General features: G+C 47.7%; 15 protein-coding genes and 2 pseudogenes. 11 read left to right on the top strand and 6 right to left on the bottom strand.

The window, feature by feature from the left end; genetic code table 11:
- Positions 1-278: 278 nt before the first annotated feature.
- Both I8U21_RS08980 and I8U21_RS08985 read left to right on the top strand, forming a co-directional pair.
- Positions 279-797 (top strand): Imm6 family immunity protein, encoded by a 519-nt coding sequence (locus tag I8U21_RS08980; RefSeq protein ID WP_181731829.1) that lies wholly within the window; start codon positions 279-281, stop codon positions 795-797.
- A gap of 348 nt (positions 798-1,145) precedes the next feature.
- On the top strand, positions 1,146-1,685 hold the full coding sequence (locus I8U21_RS08985) for an Imm6 family immunity protein (protein WP_198053781.1): 540 nt from the start codon (positions 1,146-1,148) through the stop codon (positions 1,683-1,685).
- Positions 1,686-1,821: 136 nt separating this feature from the next.
- Here I8U21_RS08985 and I8U21_RS08990 read toward each other — a convergent pair whose 3' ends face one another.
- Positions 1,822-3,015 carry a trans-sulfuration enzyme family protein gene (locus I8U21_RS08990; protein WP_181731827.1) on the bottom strand — a complete coding sequence of 398 codons (1,194 nt, stop codon included), beginning with the start codon at positions 3,013-3,015 and terminating at the stop codon, positions 1,822-1,824.
- A 163-nt stretch (positions 3,016-3,178) separates the two neighbouring features.
- Between I8U21_RS08990 and I8U21_RS08995 the strand changes: the two genes are divergently transcribed.
- Positions 3,179-3,826 carry a DUF4272 domain-containing protein gene (locus I8U21_RS08995; RefSeq protein WP_198053782.1) on the top strand — a complete coding sequence of 216 codons (648 nt, stop codon included), beginning with the start codon at positions 3,179-3,181 and terminating at the stop codon, positions 3,824-3,826.
- Positions 3,827-3,919: 93 nt separating this feature from the next.
- Entirely contained in the window at positions 3,920-4,120 is a 201-nt protein-coding gene (locus tag I8U21_RS09000) for a glycine zipper domain-containing protein (RefSeq protein WP_049719877.1), read from the top strand.
- 64 nt (positions 4,121-4,184) lie between these two features.
- Here I8U21_RS09000 and I8U21_RS09005 read toward each other — a convergent pair.
- Positions 4,185-4,897, bottom strand: a pseudogene (locus tag I8U21_RS09005) (SOS response-associated peptidase).
- A gap of 150 nt (positions 4,898-5,047) precedes the next feature.
- On the opposite strand from I8U21_RS09005, the gene I8U21_RS09010 reads away from it, so the two are divergent.
- The gene (locus I8U21_RS09010) at positions 5,048-5,866 is read left to right on the top strand and encodes a class I SAM-dependent methyltransferase (protein WP_049719879.1); all 819 of its coding nucleotides are present in this window, start codon (positions 5,048-5,050) and stop codon (positions 5,864-5,866) included.
- 41 nt (positions 5,867-5,907) lie between these two features.
- Here the strand turns inward: I8U21_RS09010 and I8U21_RS09015 are convergent, their stop codons facing one another.
- Positions 5,908-6,477 carry a dihydrofolate reductase family protein gene (locus I8U21_RS09015; protein WP_037993593.1) on the bottom strand — a complete coding sequence of 190 codons (570 nt, stop codon included), beginning with the start codon at positions 6,475-6,477 and terminating at the stop codon, positions 5,908-5,910.
- A gap of 298 nt (positions 6,478-6,775) precedes the next feature.
- Between I8U21_RS09015 and I8U21_RS09020 the strand changes: the two genes are divergently transcribed.
- Entirely contained in the window at positions 6,776-7,276 is a 501-nt protein-coding gene (locus I8U21_RS09020; RefSeq protein ID WP_037993592.1) for a snapalysin family zinc-dependent metalloprotease, read from the top strand.
- Position 7,277: 1 nt separating this feature from the next.
- Positions 7,278-7,850 (top strand): hypothetical protein, encoded by a 573-nt coding sequence (locus I8U21_RS09025; protein WP_037993590.1) that lies wholly within the window; start codon positions 7,278-7,280, stop codon positions 7,848-7,850.
- Between the two features lie 72 nt (positions 7,851-7,922).
- On the opposite strand, the gene I8U21_RS09030 is transcribed toward I8U21_RS09025, so the two are convergent.
- A complete protein-coding gene (locus I8U21_RS09030; RefSeq protein WP_037993588.1) occupies positions 7,923-8,168 on the bottom strand; it encodes an SHOCT domain-containing protein in 246 nt (81 codons plus the stop codon).
- Between the two features lie 193 nt (positions 8,169-8,361).
- Between I8U21_RS09030 and I8U21_RS15320 the strand changes: the two genes are divergently transcribed.
- The 4 genes and pseudogenes from I8U21_RS15320 to I8U21_RS09045 form a co-directional block, all read left to right on the top strand.
- A complete protein-coding gene (locus I8U21_RS15320; RefSeq protein ID WP_370527056.1) occupies positions 8,362-8,493 on the top strand; it encodes a hypothetical protein in 132 nt (43 codons plus the stop codon).
- Positions 8,494-8,498: 5 nt separating this feature from the next.
- On the top strand, positions 8,499-9,047 hold the full coding sequence (locus I8U21_RS09035; RefSeq protein ID WP_370527063.1) for a response regulator transcription factor: 549 nt from the start codon (positions 8,499-8,501) through the stop codon (positions 9,045-9,047).
- 3 nt (positions 9,048-9,050) lie between these two features.
- On the top strand, positions 9,051-10,376 hold the full coding sequence (locus I8U21_RS09040) for a sensor histidine kinase (protein ID WP_198053783.1): 1,326 nt from the start codon (positions 9,051-9,053) through the stop codon (positions 10,374-10,376).
- A gap of 92 nt (positions 10,377-10,468) precedes the next feature.
- Positions 10,469-10,670 (top strand): annotated as a pseudogene (locus I8U21_RS09045) (hemerythrin domain-containing protein); the annotation flags it as partial.
- Between the two features lie 50 nt (positions 10,671-10,720).
- On the opposite strand, the gene I8U21_RS09050 reads toward I8U21_RS09045, so the two are convergent.
- Complete coding sequence (locus I8U21_RS09050) at positions 10,721-12,154, bottom strand: MATE family efflux transporter (protein ID WP_069201527.1); 1,434 nt, start codon at positions 12,152-12,154, stop codon at positions 10,721-10,723.
- A gap of 179 nt (positions 12,155-12,333) precedes the next feature.
- Positions 12,334-13,176 (bottom strand): ABC transporter ATP-binding protein, encoded by an 843-nt coding sequence (locus I8U21_RS09055; RefSeq protein ID WP_198053784.1) that lies wholly within the window; start codon positions 13,174-13,176, stop codon positions 12,334-12,336.

A 13,176-nucleotide genomic window follows, 5' to 3' on the forward strand; every position in this document is an offset into this window, starting at 1 on the left:
CAAGAGAAGGAATTCATCCGGTTGATTATGCAGGGGTGATCATTGCGGAATCCCTCGAAGATTTTTTACGAAAGCTGGATGCTAAAGAAAATTATTATTTATACGTTGATGACGAATAGTTCTTGAATAATGTTTCCTTCCATTATATAGTGGGGGGATTTATTAGAGGGGATGACTGCGAAAAACATCACTCTGATTTGCAGCTGATATTTTATGAAAATATCTGGTGAGATATAAGATTCAACGTGACAACCCCCATGGATCGGAGGTGATAAGAGATGGAATGGTATAAAAAAGTAAATATGGATGCGAAAGCGGCATTTTTATTAACATTGACAGAGAGAGTTCTTGATCCAATAGAGAATTATGATTGGTATCCAATAGTGAGGACATCGATGGATGCTTGTTGGGAATGGGTGGAAGAGAAGAAGAATCATGGTGATGATCTTTATGAGAATGTGGAGAACGAAGATGAGGAAGGATTGATTTTTATTGAAGGGGTGGCATATGAGAGCGATAAAGTATATAGTCCCCAAGTAAAATTAGTCTGGGCATGTGTATTGGATGCAGTGTGTTATACGTGCTGGCAAGCCTATCAATATGAAAAAGAATATCTGCCGCAATCTCTTGAAGGTGAAAGTGATAGGACGATAGATGAATTTATGGAAAAAATAGTAAAAACAGTCGGGTATCAAGAAGAATGGGCTAAGTGTTTAAAGGAATACCTGCTGAAACATTATCCGGCAGGAAGTGACAAGAAGATGAAGAGAGAAGAGTTGTTGAACTTGATTGCATAAAAAAGGATTCAATGGGTCATTTGTTGCACCATTTCTTGTCTTTGTAGAAGCCCGCTCCGGTTGAAAGGAGCGGGCTGTTTTCTTGGGTTTCTTGATGTATCTTTGTTCCATCATGGGAGGTGTGCCGTGCTCAGTGATATGGCTTTATCATTTGTGATCAGCATGGCCCTGAATGGAAGGGAAATTAAAACAAAATGACCTTCTTGGAAGCAGCCATTGGTAACCTCTTGGGATTAATTGCATCTGAAATCTCAGAGGGAGGAGAAGCTTAAAGAAAACATTTCTTCATAGTAAAAAGATAGAGAAATGGTATAAATATTATCATTGTTTGATACGGAGGGTTAACGAATGCATTGGTATAATTATGTAAATGACGATGCGAAAGTGGCATTCGTATTAACATTGACAGAGAGAGTAATTGATAAATTGGTCAATTACCGATGGTATTCTCAAATCAGAGAAACGATGAATATGTGCTGGGAATGGGTGGAGGGAAAGAAGTATCGTGGTGACGAACTGTATGACCAGTTAGAAGACGATGAAGATCAAGGGTTATTTGTTGTCTATATTGAAGAAATCGACTGTGAGATGCCGGTTTCAGGTGATCCCCAAGTAAAGCAAGTGTTTGACTGTGTATTGTATGCAGCAGCCTGTGCCACAAGACAAGCCTATGTTTATGATGGTGAGTTAAATCATTGTCCTCAAACCGTTAATATCGCACATGATGAATTTATCGATGAGGTGTTTATGGAAGAAATAAAAAAAGTAGACGGCTACCAAGAAGAATGGGCCGAGCGATTAAAACAATACCTGATGAAAAACCATCCGGCAGGCAGAGACAAGAAGATGAAAAGAGAAGAATTGTTGAACTTGATTGCGCAAAAATGATTCAGTGGAACATTTCCGCTATATTTGGCGTTATATATGAAGGGGATTTCCCCTTTTAATCGTCCCGATTGCACAAGATGAAAATCAAATGTTTATACAAAAGGCAAAGGGAACTTCCCTTTGCCTTATGCTTTGGTCAGATGGATTGCAAGGCTTGTTTGACATCGGCTTTGAGGTCTTCGATATGTTCAATGCCGGTTGAAAAGCGGACAAAGTTTGGTTGGATGCCGGAGGTCCGCATTTGTTCTTCGGTCATCGTTCCTGCCCACATGGCGGCCGTATGGACGACCAGGGAGTCGACACCGCCCAAACTGACGGCATGCCGGGAGATTTTTAATGAAGAGACAAAGCGCCGGGTTTCTTCATAACCGCCTTTGATGGAAAAAGCGATGACGGCCCCGAAGCCTTTCATTTGCCGCTTGGCGAGTTCATGTTGCGGATGGCTGGGGAGGCCGGGGTAAAACACTTTTTCCACTTGCGGCTGGTTTTCCAGGAACTCAGCCAAAGCCAGCGCATTGGCGTTGATTTGTTTCATCCTCATCGGAAGCGTGCGCAGTCCCCGCAGCAGAAGCCAGGCATCCATGGGGGACAGCACGGAGCCGAGGGAAAGGTGGGTTTGCCAGATTTGTTCCGCCAATTCGTTGCTCGTACAGATGACCCCGGCGGTGAGATCATGGTGCCCGCCCAAATATTTGGTGGCGCTGTGCACAACCACATCCACCCCGTAATCGTGCGGCCGCTGATTGATGGGAGAAGCAAAGGTGTTGTCACAAACGACAAGTATGCCGCGGGACTTGGCCAGTTTAACCACCGCCTCAAGGTCTGTGACAACCAAGGTGGGATTGGCGGGGGTTTCCACCATGATCAGTTTGGTGTTGGGCCGGATGGCTTCTTCAAAAGCGGCGGTGTCTGCTTGTTCCACCACGGTGACCTCCACCCCGAATCGCGGCAGCATTTCATCCATGATTTTGGCAGTGCTCATATAGTGCCGGGTTTGTGCGATCACATGATCTCCGGCACGGACCAGCGAGAGAAGGGTGGTGGCAATTGCTCCCATCCCGGAGCCGGTCACCAATGCGGTTTCGGTTCCTTCAAGCTCCGACATGATCTTTATGACCCGTTCGTGAACCGGGTTGCCGTAACGGGTATAGTACCGGGGATGGCGGGGGGTGTTTGCCATATCGGCAAATGCTTCGGCGTTTTCTGCGACGAAGGTGGCCGAGTAATAAATGGCCGGAGAGACGGTTCCGTCATTTGTGATGCTGTCATCGGAATGTGTGACCAAGGTTTCGTGTCGAAGGTTGGAATCCTTGCGATCGTGTTGATTCATACTCCCACTCCCTCTCTTTTTTCAATTGAGCTTGGATCGATTTTATCATAATGGTGAAAGGATTCCAGTAAATTTATGAATTCGAAAATGGAGTTGATGGAATATAAAATGTTTTTTGTTAAAATGGCATGGGTGAATTTTTAGAAGAGAGAGGGGTTGGCCAATGGCGGAGACGCAGAAACAAGTCGTGATGGATCCAAGCGGGGAGCGTGCGGTGATGATCTTCGGTTTCCCGGTTGAGCCAAAGAGAAGGGAAGTGAGCGTGCGTCCGGCGGAGGATGTGGCCCGGCGGGCTTTGGAGCTTCATTTGTTGCAGGGCGTGATTTTTCATCATGCGCCGGAAGAGGTGGTGAAATGGGCACACGAAGAGGGGTTGTGGGAACATTTGAGCCAGCAGGAGAAAGAGATTTTCCGGATTCCGGTTTCAGGTCTCTCCCCGGAAGAAATCCGGTGGAAGCAACAAGCCCTGCAATCGCATCTTTTGACGTGGCGTATCGAAGGTTTGCTTGCGATGTTATGGAGCCTCGATTTGGTTGAATCCCTGGAACCGCCGGTCGACCGGTGTGACGGCACCGTGATGCAGGATGTGTTGCCGATGCCGGGAGATTCCCTGGAAGCCTTTATCAGGAAAGCCCGTTTGCGCCCGGTGGAAGAGATTGTACAAATGCTGGAGCGGCATTTGCAAATTTACCACCAACAGGCCGAAGCTTATGAAAAAGGAGAAACGCTTCCATTTGACCTGTTGGTCGCTTATGAACGCATCCATGCGTGGAATTGGGTTTGCGGATGGGTGGATGAATGGGATGATTAAGGGTATGGATGCTTATATGGTTCAATATCTTATTTTTCGGGTATATACATAGCGGTATGATGGTTTGGTATATTTTCCATTGGAGGTAACAACATGACCAAAGATCAAAAGGACCAAGAGAACAAAATGGGAAAGTCAATGGGTTTCGGCATGGCGATTGGCGTTGCCATCGGCGTCGGCATTGGGTTGGCCATGGATAACCTGGGGCTTTGGATGGCGATCGGGGTTGCCATTGGCGCCGGCTTGGGCGGAGCCGGTTATGCATTCAGTAACGACAAAGAAGAGAAAGATTAATGTTTGCTTGCAAAGCGAACGAAAACCAGGGAAACCATCCCTGGTTTTTTATGTTTGCTGGGGCTTATCCCTGAACAGCCGGTTCGATGAGGGACGGATCATCGTTTTTGGGGGAGTTGACCCGTTGTGACACGGGATAGGATTCCATTTGTTCTTCCGGATAAGGTTCAAGCAGTGACTGCAAAACAACGGGGTTGTTCATTTCCGGATCCAGCCAGGTTTCATAGTCGTCTTCCCTCAGGATGACTGGCATCCGGTTGTGCACCTCTTTGACGAGGGCATTGGGCCGGGTGGTGATAATGGTGCAGGTATACAAAAAGTCTGTTCCTTGTTTCCATTGGTCCCACAGCCCGGCAAAAGCAAACGGTTCCCCGCCCTTGATTTGAAACCGGTAAGGCTGTTTGGTTTTTCCGCTTCTTTTCCATTCATAAAAGCCGTCCGCCGGGATCAAGCAGCGTTGTTTGCGGAAAGGATGCTTGTAAGCAGGCCTTTCGTCCAAGGTTTCCGCGCGGGCATTGATCATTTTGTAGCCGATTTTGGGATCCTTGGCCCAAAAGGGAACCAGCCCCCTCGCATGGGTTGTCCGACACGGCGGTTTCCCTGTCGGGTCACTGTGAGGACGGGTTGGCTGGGAGCAATGTTGTATCGCGGGTTCCACTCATCGGGAAACGTGAACCCGAATTTTTCTTGTAAAAGGTTGAAATCCATGGCCAGCGAAAAGCGTCCGCACATAAGATCACCCCATCCCAAGCGGGAGTTTTTCTTTTTCCCCATCATAGAGAAAGCGGGTCTTCGGGTCAACCCGGACGGAGGAATCCCGGGAAGACAAGTGTGATGGATTTAACGGAAGGGCACAATCCATTTAATTAAGATAAAGGCAAAGGACACCTCCTGATCAAGGTTCAGGAAATAAAACGAGGTGAAAAAATGCCGGCACCAACAGCAAAACTGCCCGGGCATCTGTTTCTGGCAAGTCTGGGAAAAACGGTTCTCCGGCCCGGGGGAAGAAGGGGAACACAGAAAATCATCGATCATCTGCAACCGGATGAACATTCCTGTCTTTTGGAAGTTGCGGGAAACATGGGAACCACGGCGGTGCATCTGGCCAAAACATACGGTTGCCGCATTGTGTGCGTGGACCTTCATCAAGACAGTTTGAAAAAGGCGGAAAAGAATATCAAACAGGCGGGGGTGGAGCATTTAATCACCCTGCAAAGGGCCGATGCCAGAGATTTGCCGTTTGCGGATGAAACGTTTGATGGTGTGATCAATGAGGCCATGCTGACAATGCTGCCTGATCAGGATAAAATCAAAGCTTTGAATGAGTATTACCGGGTTTTGAAAAAAGGCGGCAAACTGGGAACCCACGATTTGTTGATCAAACGGCAGCCGACCGAAGAAATGTTGAAAATGGTGAAACATATCATGGATGTTCCCTTGCCGGACAACCCGGTTGTTGTCAAGCTGTTGCATCATGCATTGAATTTGATCGTCAGACCATTGGACCGGAAAAAATGGGAGGGCATCTATGCCCAAACCCCCTTTTCCAAGGTGGAATTCAAAGAAGGGGAGATGACCCTGTTAACCCTGGATGGTCTCCTGTATGACGAGGGGTGGGACCGAACCATTGAGATTTTGCAAAATGCGGCGAAGTCCGGGGAGGCCAAAGAAAGGCTCTCTTTTATGATTAAATTGTTTAACCAAACCGAAACGTTCGGGCATATCACCATTCACGCGGAAAAATGACAAAACCCAATCCAAACCATACGCTTTTAAGCGTATGGTTTTTATTTGTCTTTTGGATGATAGATCAGTTGCACCACACCGGAAGAAAACGTCCGGGTTTGCACCAGTTTTAAATTCAGCCGCTTTTTCAAATCGGTAAATAACGGTTTTCCTTCTCCCAAAACAACAGGGTGAACGGACAACCGGAATTCATCCACCAGCCCCAAATCGATGAACGAGGCGATGAGATCGGCGCCGCCATACAGCCAAATGTCTTTGCCGGGCTGGTTTTTGATTTTCATGACTTCTTTATAAAGAGGGCCATGGATGAACGTTGCTTGCGGGCCGGTTTTCGTCCGTGTCCGGGAGAAGACAACTTTCTTTTTGCGTTGAATCTGTTGCCAAATTTCTTTTTCCATCTCCGGTGCTTCGGCGTGCGGGCGGTATTGTTCCCAGATTTCATAACTTTTTCTGCCAAACAGAATCGTGTCGATTTGATTCAGGAAGGAAATGAAGTCCATATCCGGTTCCATGATGCACCAATCAATTTCTCCATTTTTCCCTTCAATAAAACCATCCAACGTCACGGCCAAATCCAAAAGGATTCTTCTAGGGTTGGTGTGATCGGACATCCTTGTTCTCCCTTTCTGCCAAGATTTGATTGGAATACATGTATGATACATGAAGAGCCGTCGGAGTCAAGACGATGTTTATTGGTGGACGGACTGTTTAAAGGAAAATGGGGAGCGTTTGCGGAAGATCATGAAATGGAGCTATAGGAAGAAAAATGAACCATGAGCCGGAAACAGCCGGATTTTGAACAGGAAAAGGAACACATCATTGAAGGTGGATATATTTTTATTTATATTTAGAATATTTTTATGATAAAATCACATTAGATCATCGATGGACAAGCAGGAGGTTCATGGATTGAAAAAAATCACCTTTCTTTTGCTTCTGGCTTTGACGGTGTTTTTCGGCTTGTTTCCGAGCGGATATGCAGCTCATTACATTGACTCGGATTCGGTGAAAAATGGAGCGATTCGATATAAAAATTCTTCCCGGTATCTGAAGGCGGTCGATCATGCGGATTATGCCTGGAACCAGCTGACGACGATATCCATTTATCCGGCAAGCTCACCGGATTTGATCTTTTATGATGCCAATTACTCCACGGCAAGCTGGGACGGGCTGTACACGCCGAAATCCGGAGCGGATACCATTCATTTGAATATCTATTACATGGACAAGTATACGACACCCGTTCAAGCCCGCGTGGCCGCCCATGAAATGGGGCATGCTCTGGGTTTGGGGGATCATGAAGAATACAGCTACCGGAAAATCTTAATGTATAAATGTTCCACCTGTAACCCCTATAACACACCGACTCACCATGACCGGCAAGATTATTATGCCAAATGGAGGGACTAAGATGAAAAAGCGCTATGTCTTCGTGGCGGCGTCACTGCTGTTTCTTTTCACCGGTGTGATCGTCGCGTATCAACATTTTTCCAAACAGGAGCCCGAAGTGATCAATGCGGCCGCTTCTTATGTGACGGATATCGATGACCCGCGAAAGCTTTCCGGGTTTACCAGCGATATTTTCATCGGCAAGGTGGTTGAAAAATCCGGGAGCAACCCAACGGGCGCCATTCCTGAAACCCGGTTTGACGTGCAAGTGATCGAAACCCTCAAAGGAAAAGCGGTGGGCCAAGTAACGGTGAACCAACAAGCCGGATATGATGAGAACGGGGATTTCTTTACTATTGACGGGGACCGGATGTTGATCCCCGGGAAAATCTACCTGTTTGCCACAGTTTACGATTCGGTTCACGATTGGTACACCCTTGTTCCCAATGCCGGGGATGTTCCCTTGACCGTCAAGGAAGAGGTTTCAGCCTCCGGTGACGGGGACATTGTCTTTGATGAATCATCACAAAAAGCCATTGAAGAGATGAAACGGGGCATTGAAAATGAAATTCCGTTTGAACCGGGGAACCGGTAGCATGGTTTCTCTGATGAGAAAAGGAGTCAGGGCAAGTTTCCTGACTCCTTTTTTGTTCTGCCGGCCGGTCGGTTATTTCCTCAGCAGTTCTTTCATTTTCAGGTATTCTTCTTCGCTGATTTCATGATTGATCAAGCGGAGTTTTAAAATTTCTTCGGCTTCCAGATGGATGCCGGTGGAATGAGAGCGGCAACCGGAACGGCGGTTCATGAACCGGAAGATCAAAATCGCCGCGATCAGCAGGCAGAAGAATGCAATGGGAAAAATGAAAAAAGGAAAAAAGGGAGCATGGGTTGCCGGGTGTACGGTTAAAAACATAAGATCACCTCTCTGATTGAAATGGTCAGATAAACTACCTTGCACGGGTATAAGATACATTTTTTTCATCACAAATAAATTTGTGAAAAAGTCACAGACCGGTCACGAATCCATCAGGAATTGCTTGTCTTTTCAAACGGGCAGAGTGGCTGTGTTAAGATGAAGTTGATTTTTGGATGCATGGAGGTTCGCCATGGACAGGAAAGAGACCATATTGGTAGTGGATGATGATAAAGAAATCGTGGAATTGATGCAGGATTTTCTGGAAGATGAGGGTTATCGGGTGGAAAAGGCTTTGATGCGGGACAAGCGCTTAAACTGTTGAATCAGGTGCCGGTGGATTGCATCCTTTTGGATGTGATGATGCCCGGGCAGGACGGCTTTGAACTGTGCCGCGAAATCCGGAGAAACAATGATGTTCCCATTTTGTTTTTAAGCGCCCGCAACGGAGACATGGATAAAATCAGGGGGCTCGGAATTGGCGGGGACGATTACATTGTCAAGTCAGCCACGCCGGTGGAAGTGGTGGCCCGGGTCAAAGCGGTTCTTCGCCGTTACCGGAAACAAGCTTCCCCGCAAAAAGCGGTTCTCCGGTATGGCCCGCTCCGCTTGGATGTCTGGGCGCATGAGGTTTTCGTAAATGGCAAACCCGTTTCCCTGACGCCGAAAGAGTTTGACATTCTCCTGCTGTTTGCCGAACATCCCCGTCAAGTGTTCACTTATGATCAATTGCTTGAGAAATTTTGGGACGGGGTGGGGGACAAACATACGGTGGTTGTGCATATCAGCAGAATCCGGGAAAAAATCGAAGAAGATCCCAATCATCCCAAATGGATTGTCAATGTTTGGGGAGTCGGGTACCGTTTTGAAGGAGCATAAACCATGAAAACGTTACGAATCCGCCAGTTTCTTTTTTCCGGTTTGTTGGCCATGGTGCTGTTGCCGAGATTGTTTTACACCATCACGGATTTTGTGCTTCAGCCGGTCGTGGCGCATCAAACCGAGTCCAAAAGGGCTTTGGCTGACCAAATGATGCGGGACATCACGCAGCATGCGGATGATTGGAAAGATCCCGCGTGGCAACAAGCCTTTCAAAACCAGTATGCGTCGTCAGGGATTCCCGTCTTCATCGCCGATCCGTCCGGCCAAAAAATCTTTCAAACGGGCCGCCTGCATCCCAACCCATGGAACAGCCGGCAAATGACCGTGATCGAAAACGGAAAAGTCCGGGGAGTGGTTCATCTGTATTTGTATGACCACCAGCAGGTGTTTGCGGTTTTATCCGCCGTTTTTGCGGTCATTGCCACGATTTTTCTCATTGGATGGCTGATGGGGAAATATGTGTTGAAGCCCCTTTCGGGCATGAGTTTGGCCGCCAAACAAATTGCAAAAGGGAATTTGGATTTCCGGCTGCCTGCATCCCGGTTGACGGAAGTGGCAGAAGTCCGGGCGGCATTTGAGAAGATGGGGGACAGCCTCCGGGAGTCGCTGAACCGGCAGGCAAAATTGGAAGAAGAACGCCGCTTTTTTATCTCCTCCATCGCCCATGACCTGCGCACGCCGCTGTTTGTTTTGCGGGGCAGTTTATGGAGGATGGAGCAAGGGTTGGTCCGGTCCCCGGAGAAAATGGAAAGATATATCCATGTGTGCAGGCAAAAAGCCGAACAGCTTGAGCGGTTGATCTCGGATCTGTTTGCTTACGCAAAGACGGAATTTCAGGAGCCGTCGGCCGCGGTTCGGGGCGAGACGTTTGATTTTGGTGATTGGATGGACGAAATCATGGATCATTACCGGCTGGTCGCACAAACCAAAAACATTGAGATTCGCGTGCAGCGGCAAACGGAAAAATGTTTGGTGTGGGGGGACAAACATTTACTGGAACGGGCCGTGCTTAATCTGATGGACAATGCGTTTTATTACACGCCTTCCGGAGGCGAAATCTGCGTGCAATGGCGCAAGGAAGAAAATCAAGTCGTTTTTACGGTTACCGATACCGGACCGGGGATTCCGGAGCAGGATTTGCCTCATGTTTTTGAGCCCTTCTACCGGGCGGAAAAATCAAGAAATCCCAAAACCGGGGGAACCGGCTTGGGACTGACGATTGCAAAACGGATCCTTCATGCCCACCAAGGGGATCTGTTTGCCGGAAATCAGCCTGGAAAAGGGGCTGTCTTTACCGGGTGGCTTCCGCTTCACGGATGTTCTTGAAAACAGCTTATGGTTTATCCGATGGAAACCATTCTTTCAATGGCCCGTTTGGCCTTTTCGGAAATGTCCTTCGGCACGGTGATCACATGTTTGTTTTGGAATCGGAGTACAGTGAGGCCGGGGAGCTCCTCAAGAAAATGAGAGGTTACCAATGGGTACACACTGCCGGAAGGGGCGTGCCGGACATATGCACTGACCTTTCACATGCTTGAGAGGTTGGAAGCGGATTTGTTCCAGCACATTCATTTGGAAAACAACATTTTGTTCCCGCGTTTTAAAAGCGAAATGAAATAAAAACAAAGAGCCCGTGAATCTTGAATTCACGGGCTCTTCTTTGGCAGAAGTCATCCGTTGGCCGGTTCCGGCTGTTCGAAGAATTGTTGATGTCTTTTCCCTTTCCAATACTTCCGGTAGTAGATGTATTGTCCGAGGAGTGTGGCGAAATAGGAAACGGGATAAGCCATCCAGACCCCGTATAAGCCAAACAGCCGGGAGAAGACAAACGCACATGGAATTTCCACCAAAATGATGGTTGCGATAATGATGGTGGTGGGCCAGAAAACGGTGCCGCTGGAGCGCATCAATCCGGATAAAATCACCGCATGGCCGAGCACGGTGAACGCCCACAAGGTGAAGAACAGAGATTTTTGCGTGATGTCAATGGTGGACGGGTCCGTCAAGAACATGGACAGGATCGGGCGGCTGAACACATAGATGAGAATGGTCAAAAAGCCGCCGACCACATAGTTCAACCATACGGTGGTTTTGATTAATTCCGTCAGTTTTTCTTGAAGATTGGCCCCGATGAGTTGGGCGCCGAAGATTCCCACGGCGATCGACAAGCTCATGGACGGAATGTGCACATAGTTGATGACTTGGTTAATGACTCCGTAGGCAGCCGTGGCTTTTGCCCCGAAATGGTTGACAAACGTGACAATGGCCAATTCCGAAACGGAGATGACAACCATTTGGATACTGGTCGGCAACCCGATTTTTACCATCAATCGCAAAATTTGCGGGTTCAATTTCAGCATTTTCAATGTATCTCTGTCCAAGGCAAGCGGGTGTCGCACTTTGAACAAATAAAGGATCAACAGGATAAACGTCACCAGGCTGGCGATGATTTGAGCCAGCGCCGCTCCTTCCAACCCCATCTGCGGAACGCCCCATCCGAACAAAAACAGGGGGGTGAGCAAAATGGTCAGGGATGTGCTGATGATCAAAAAATAAAAGGGCGTTTTCGAATCGCCGGTTCCCCGCAACAAGGTGGTGTAAATCACATAAGGAAACAAAAAGGGCAATCCGAGAAAAAGAACATGCATGAATTTGGAAGAATCGTTTTTAATCTCCTCCGAGATTCCCATGAGGGAGAGCAATTGGTCCGAAAATAACCAACCAATGATTAAAGATATGACTCCCAAAATAAAACTAAAAGTGAGTGAAGTGCCGACAGTTTCTTTCATTTTCTCCGTGTTCCCGCTTCCGAAAGCTTGCCCGATGAGCACGGAGCTGGCACTTCCCAGGCCAATCACAAAGGAGATCAAAAAGAAGGTCAGCGGAAATACCGTACTGGCGGCTGCCAGAGCATTTTCGCCCAACTGTTTTCCGATCAGAACGGAGCTGACCGTTCCGCCTAAAGATTGCAATGCATTGCTAAAAATTAACGGGATCAAAAACGGGATCATCGTCTTCCAAATCGGTAAAGAAAAATCTATGGAATGCTCTTTTTTGGTTTCAGGGATTTTCTTGGCGGATATGGCTTGTTCTTGTTGAGACATGTTGATCCTCCTTTCTTTCAGGTCATTTTATGAAGGGATTCTCAAAAAACCCTTTAGCATCATAACATATTGTTAAAAGAAAATCTTTATGAAAATGATAATCTAATTTTATTTTTATTGTTAATAAAAGTAAATGATTGGCAAATAAAAAATGCCAGACGCTGTGTCTGGCATATTTATTATAAGCGCGAAGGCTCGGGAAGCTTGTTTGCGGGATTCACAGGGGAGTGGGAAGATGCGGATGATTCGTTCCGGCAGGGTTGGGCAGTGTCCATGATTTCCTTCAGGATACGGCCCGTCAGGGAAGAGAAACGCGCATCGTCCCTTTGGCGGGGTCTGGGAAGAGTCACCGGAATGTCCGTTGCGACTTTGCCGTCTTTCAGCAAGATGACCCGGTCTGCCAGAGTCACCGCTTCTTCGACGTCGTGCGTCACCAACAGAGCAGTAAATTTTTGTTCTTGCCACAGTTCTTCAATCAATTTTTGCATTTCGATCCGGGTGAAAGCATCCAAAGCGCCCAAGGGTTCATCCAACAACAAAAGGCGGGGGCGGCTGACCAGGGCACGGGCCAGCGCCACCCGTTGCCGTTGTCCCCCGGAGAGAATACGGGGCCATTCATCTTTATACTGATCGAGTCCCACTTTTTCCAACATCAATTCGGTTTTTTCTTTTCGATGGCGCTTGTCCCGGATGCCGAGGGCAACATTTTGGAAAACTTTTTTCCAAGGCAACAGGCGGGATTCCTGAAACATCATGCGGGCCGCTGAATTGATTCCGGTCAGGAATTCTCCGTCTTGAATGATTTTTCCCCCGCTGGTTTTTTCGATTCCGGCAATCAATCGGAGCAATGTGCTTTTTCCGGTGCCGGAGCGGCCAACCACGGCGATGAATTCTCCCGGGGTGATTTGAAGGTTGATGTGATCCAGAATCAAACGGCCGTCGTATTGTTTTTGCAAGTCTTTCAAGTTGAGCCGGGTTCCGAAAGGTTGACGGTTCAGGTGAAACACCTCCTGCGATTGCAT

The sequence above is a fragment of the Thermoactinomyces sp. CICC 23799 genome (assembly GCF_016055145.1).
Lineage (GTDB): Bacteria > Bacillota > Bacilli > Thermoactinomycetales > Thermoactinomycetaceae > Thermoactinomyces > Thermoactinomyces intermedius.

Coding starts and splice junctions, on each gene's coding strand:
- I8U21_RS08980 (WP_181731829.1), top strand. CDS start 279: ATGGAATGGTATAAAAAAGTAAATATGGATGCGAAAGCGGCATTTTTA.
- I8U21_RS08985 (WP_198053781.1), top strand. CDS start 1,146: ATGCATTGGTATAATTATGTAAATGACGATGCGAAAGTGGCATTCGTA.
- I8U21_RS08990 (WP_181731827.1), bottom strand. CDS start 3,015: ATGAATCAACACGATCGCAAGGATTCCAACCTTCGACACGAAACCTTG.
- I8U21_RS08995 (WP_198053782.1), top strand. CDS start 3,179: ATGGCGGAGACGCAGAAACAAGTCGTGATGGATCCAAGCGGGGAGCGT.
- I8U21_RS09000 (WP_049719877.1), top strand. CDS start 3,920: ATGACCAAAGATCAAAAGGACCAAGAGAACAAAATGGGAAAGTCAATG.
- I8U21_RS09010 (WP_049719879.1), top strand. CDS start 5,048: ATGCCGGCACCAACAGCAAAACTGCCCGGGCATCTGTTTCTGGCAAGT.
- I8U21_RS09015 (WP_037993593.1), bottom strand. CDS start 6,477: ATGTCCGATCACACCAACCCTAGAAGAATCCTTTTGGATTTGGCCGTG.
- I8U21_RS09025 (WP_037993590.1), top strand. CDS start 7,278: ATGAAAAAGCGCTATGTCTTCGTGGCGGCGTCACTGCTGTTTCTTTTC.
- I8U21_RS09030 (WP_037993588.1), bottom strand. CDS start 8,168: ATGTTTTTAACCGTACACCCGGCAACCCATGCTCCCTTTTTTCCTTTT.
- I8U21_RS15320 (WP_370527056.1), top strand. CDS start 8,362: ATGGACAGGAAAGAGACCATATTGGTAGTGGATGATGATAAAGAAATC.
- I8U21_RS09040 (WP_198053783.1), top strand. CDS start 9,051: ATGAAAACGTTACGAATCCGCCAGTTTCTTTTTTCCGGTTTGTTGGCC.
- I8U21_RS09050 (WP_069201527.1), bottom strand. CDS start 12,154: ATGTCTCAACAAGAACAAGCCATATCCGCCAAGAAAATCCCTGAAACC.
- I8U21_RS09055 (WP_198053784.1), bottom strand. CDS start 13,176: ATGCAATCGCAGGAGGTGTTTCACCTGAACCGTCAACCTTTCGGAACC.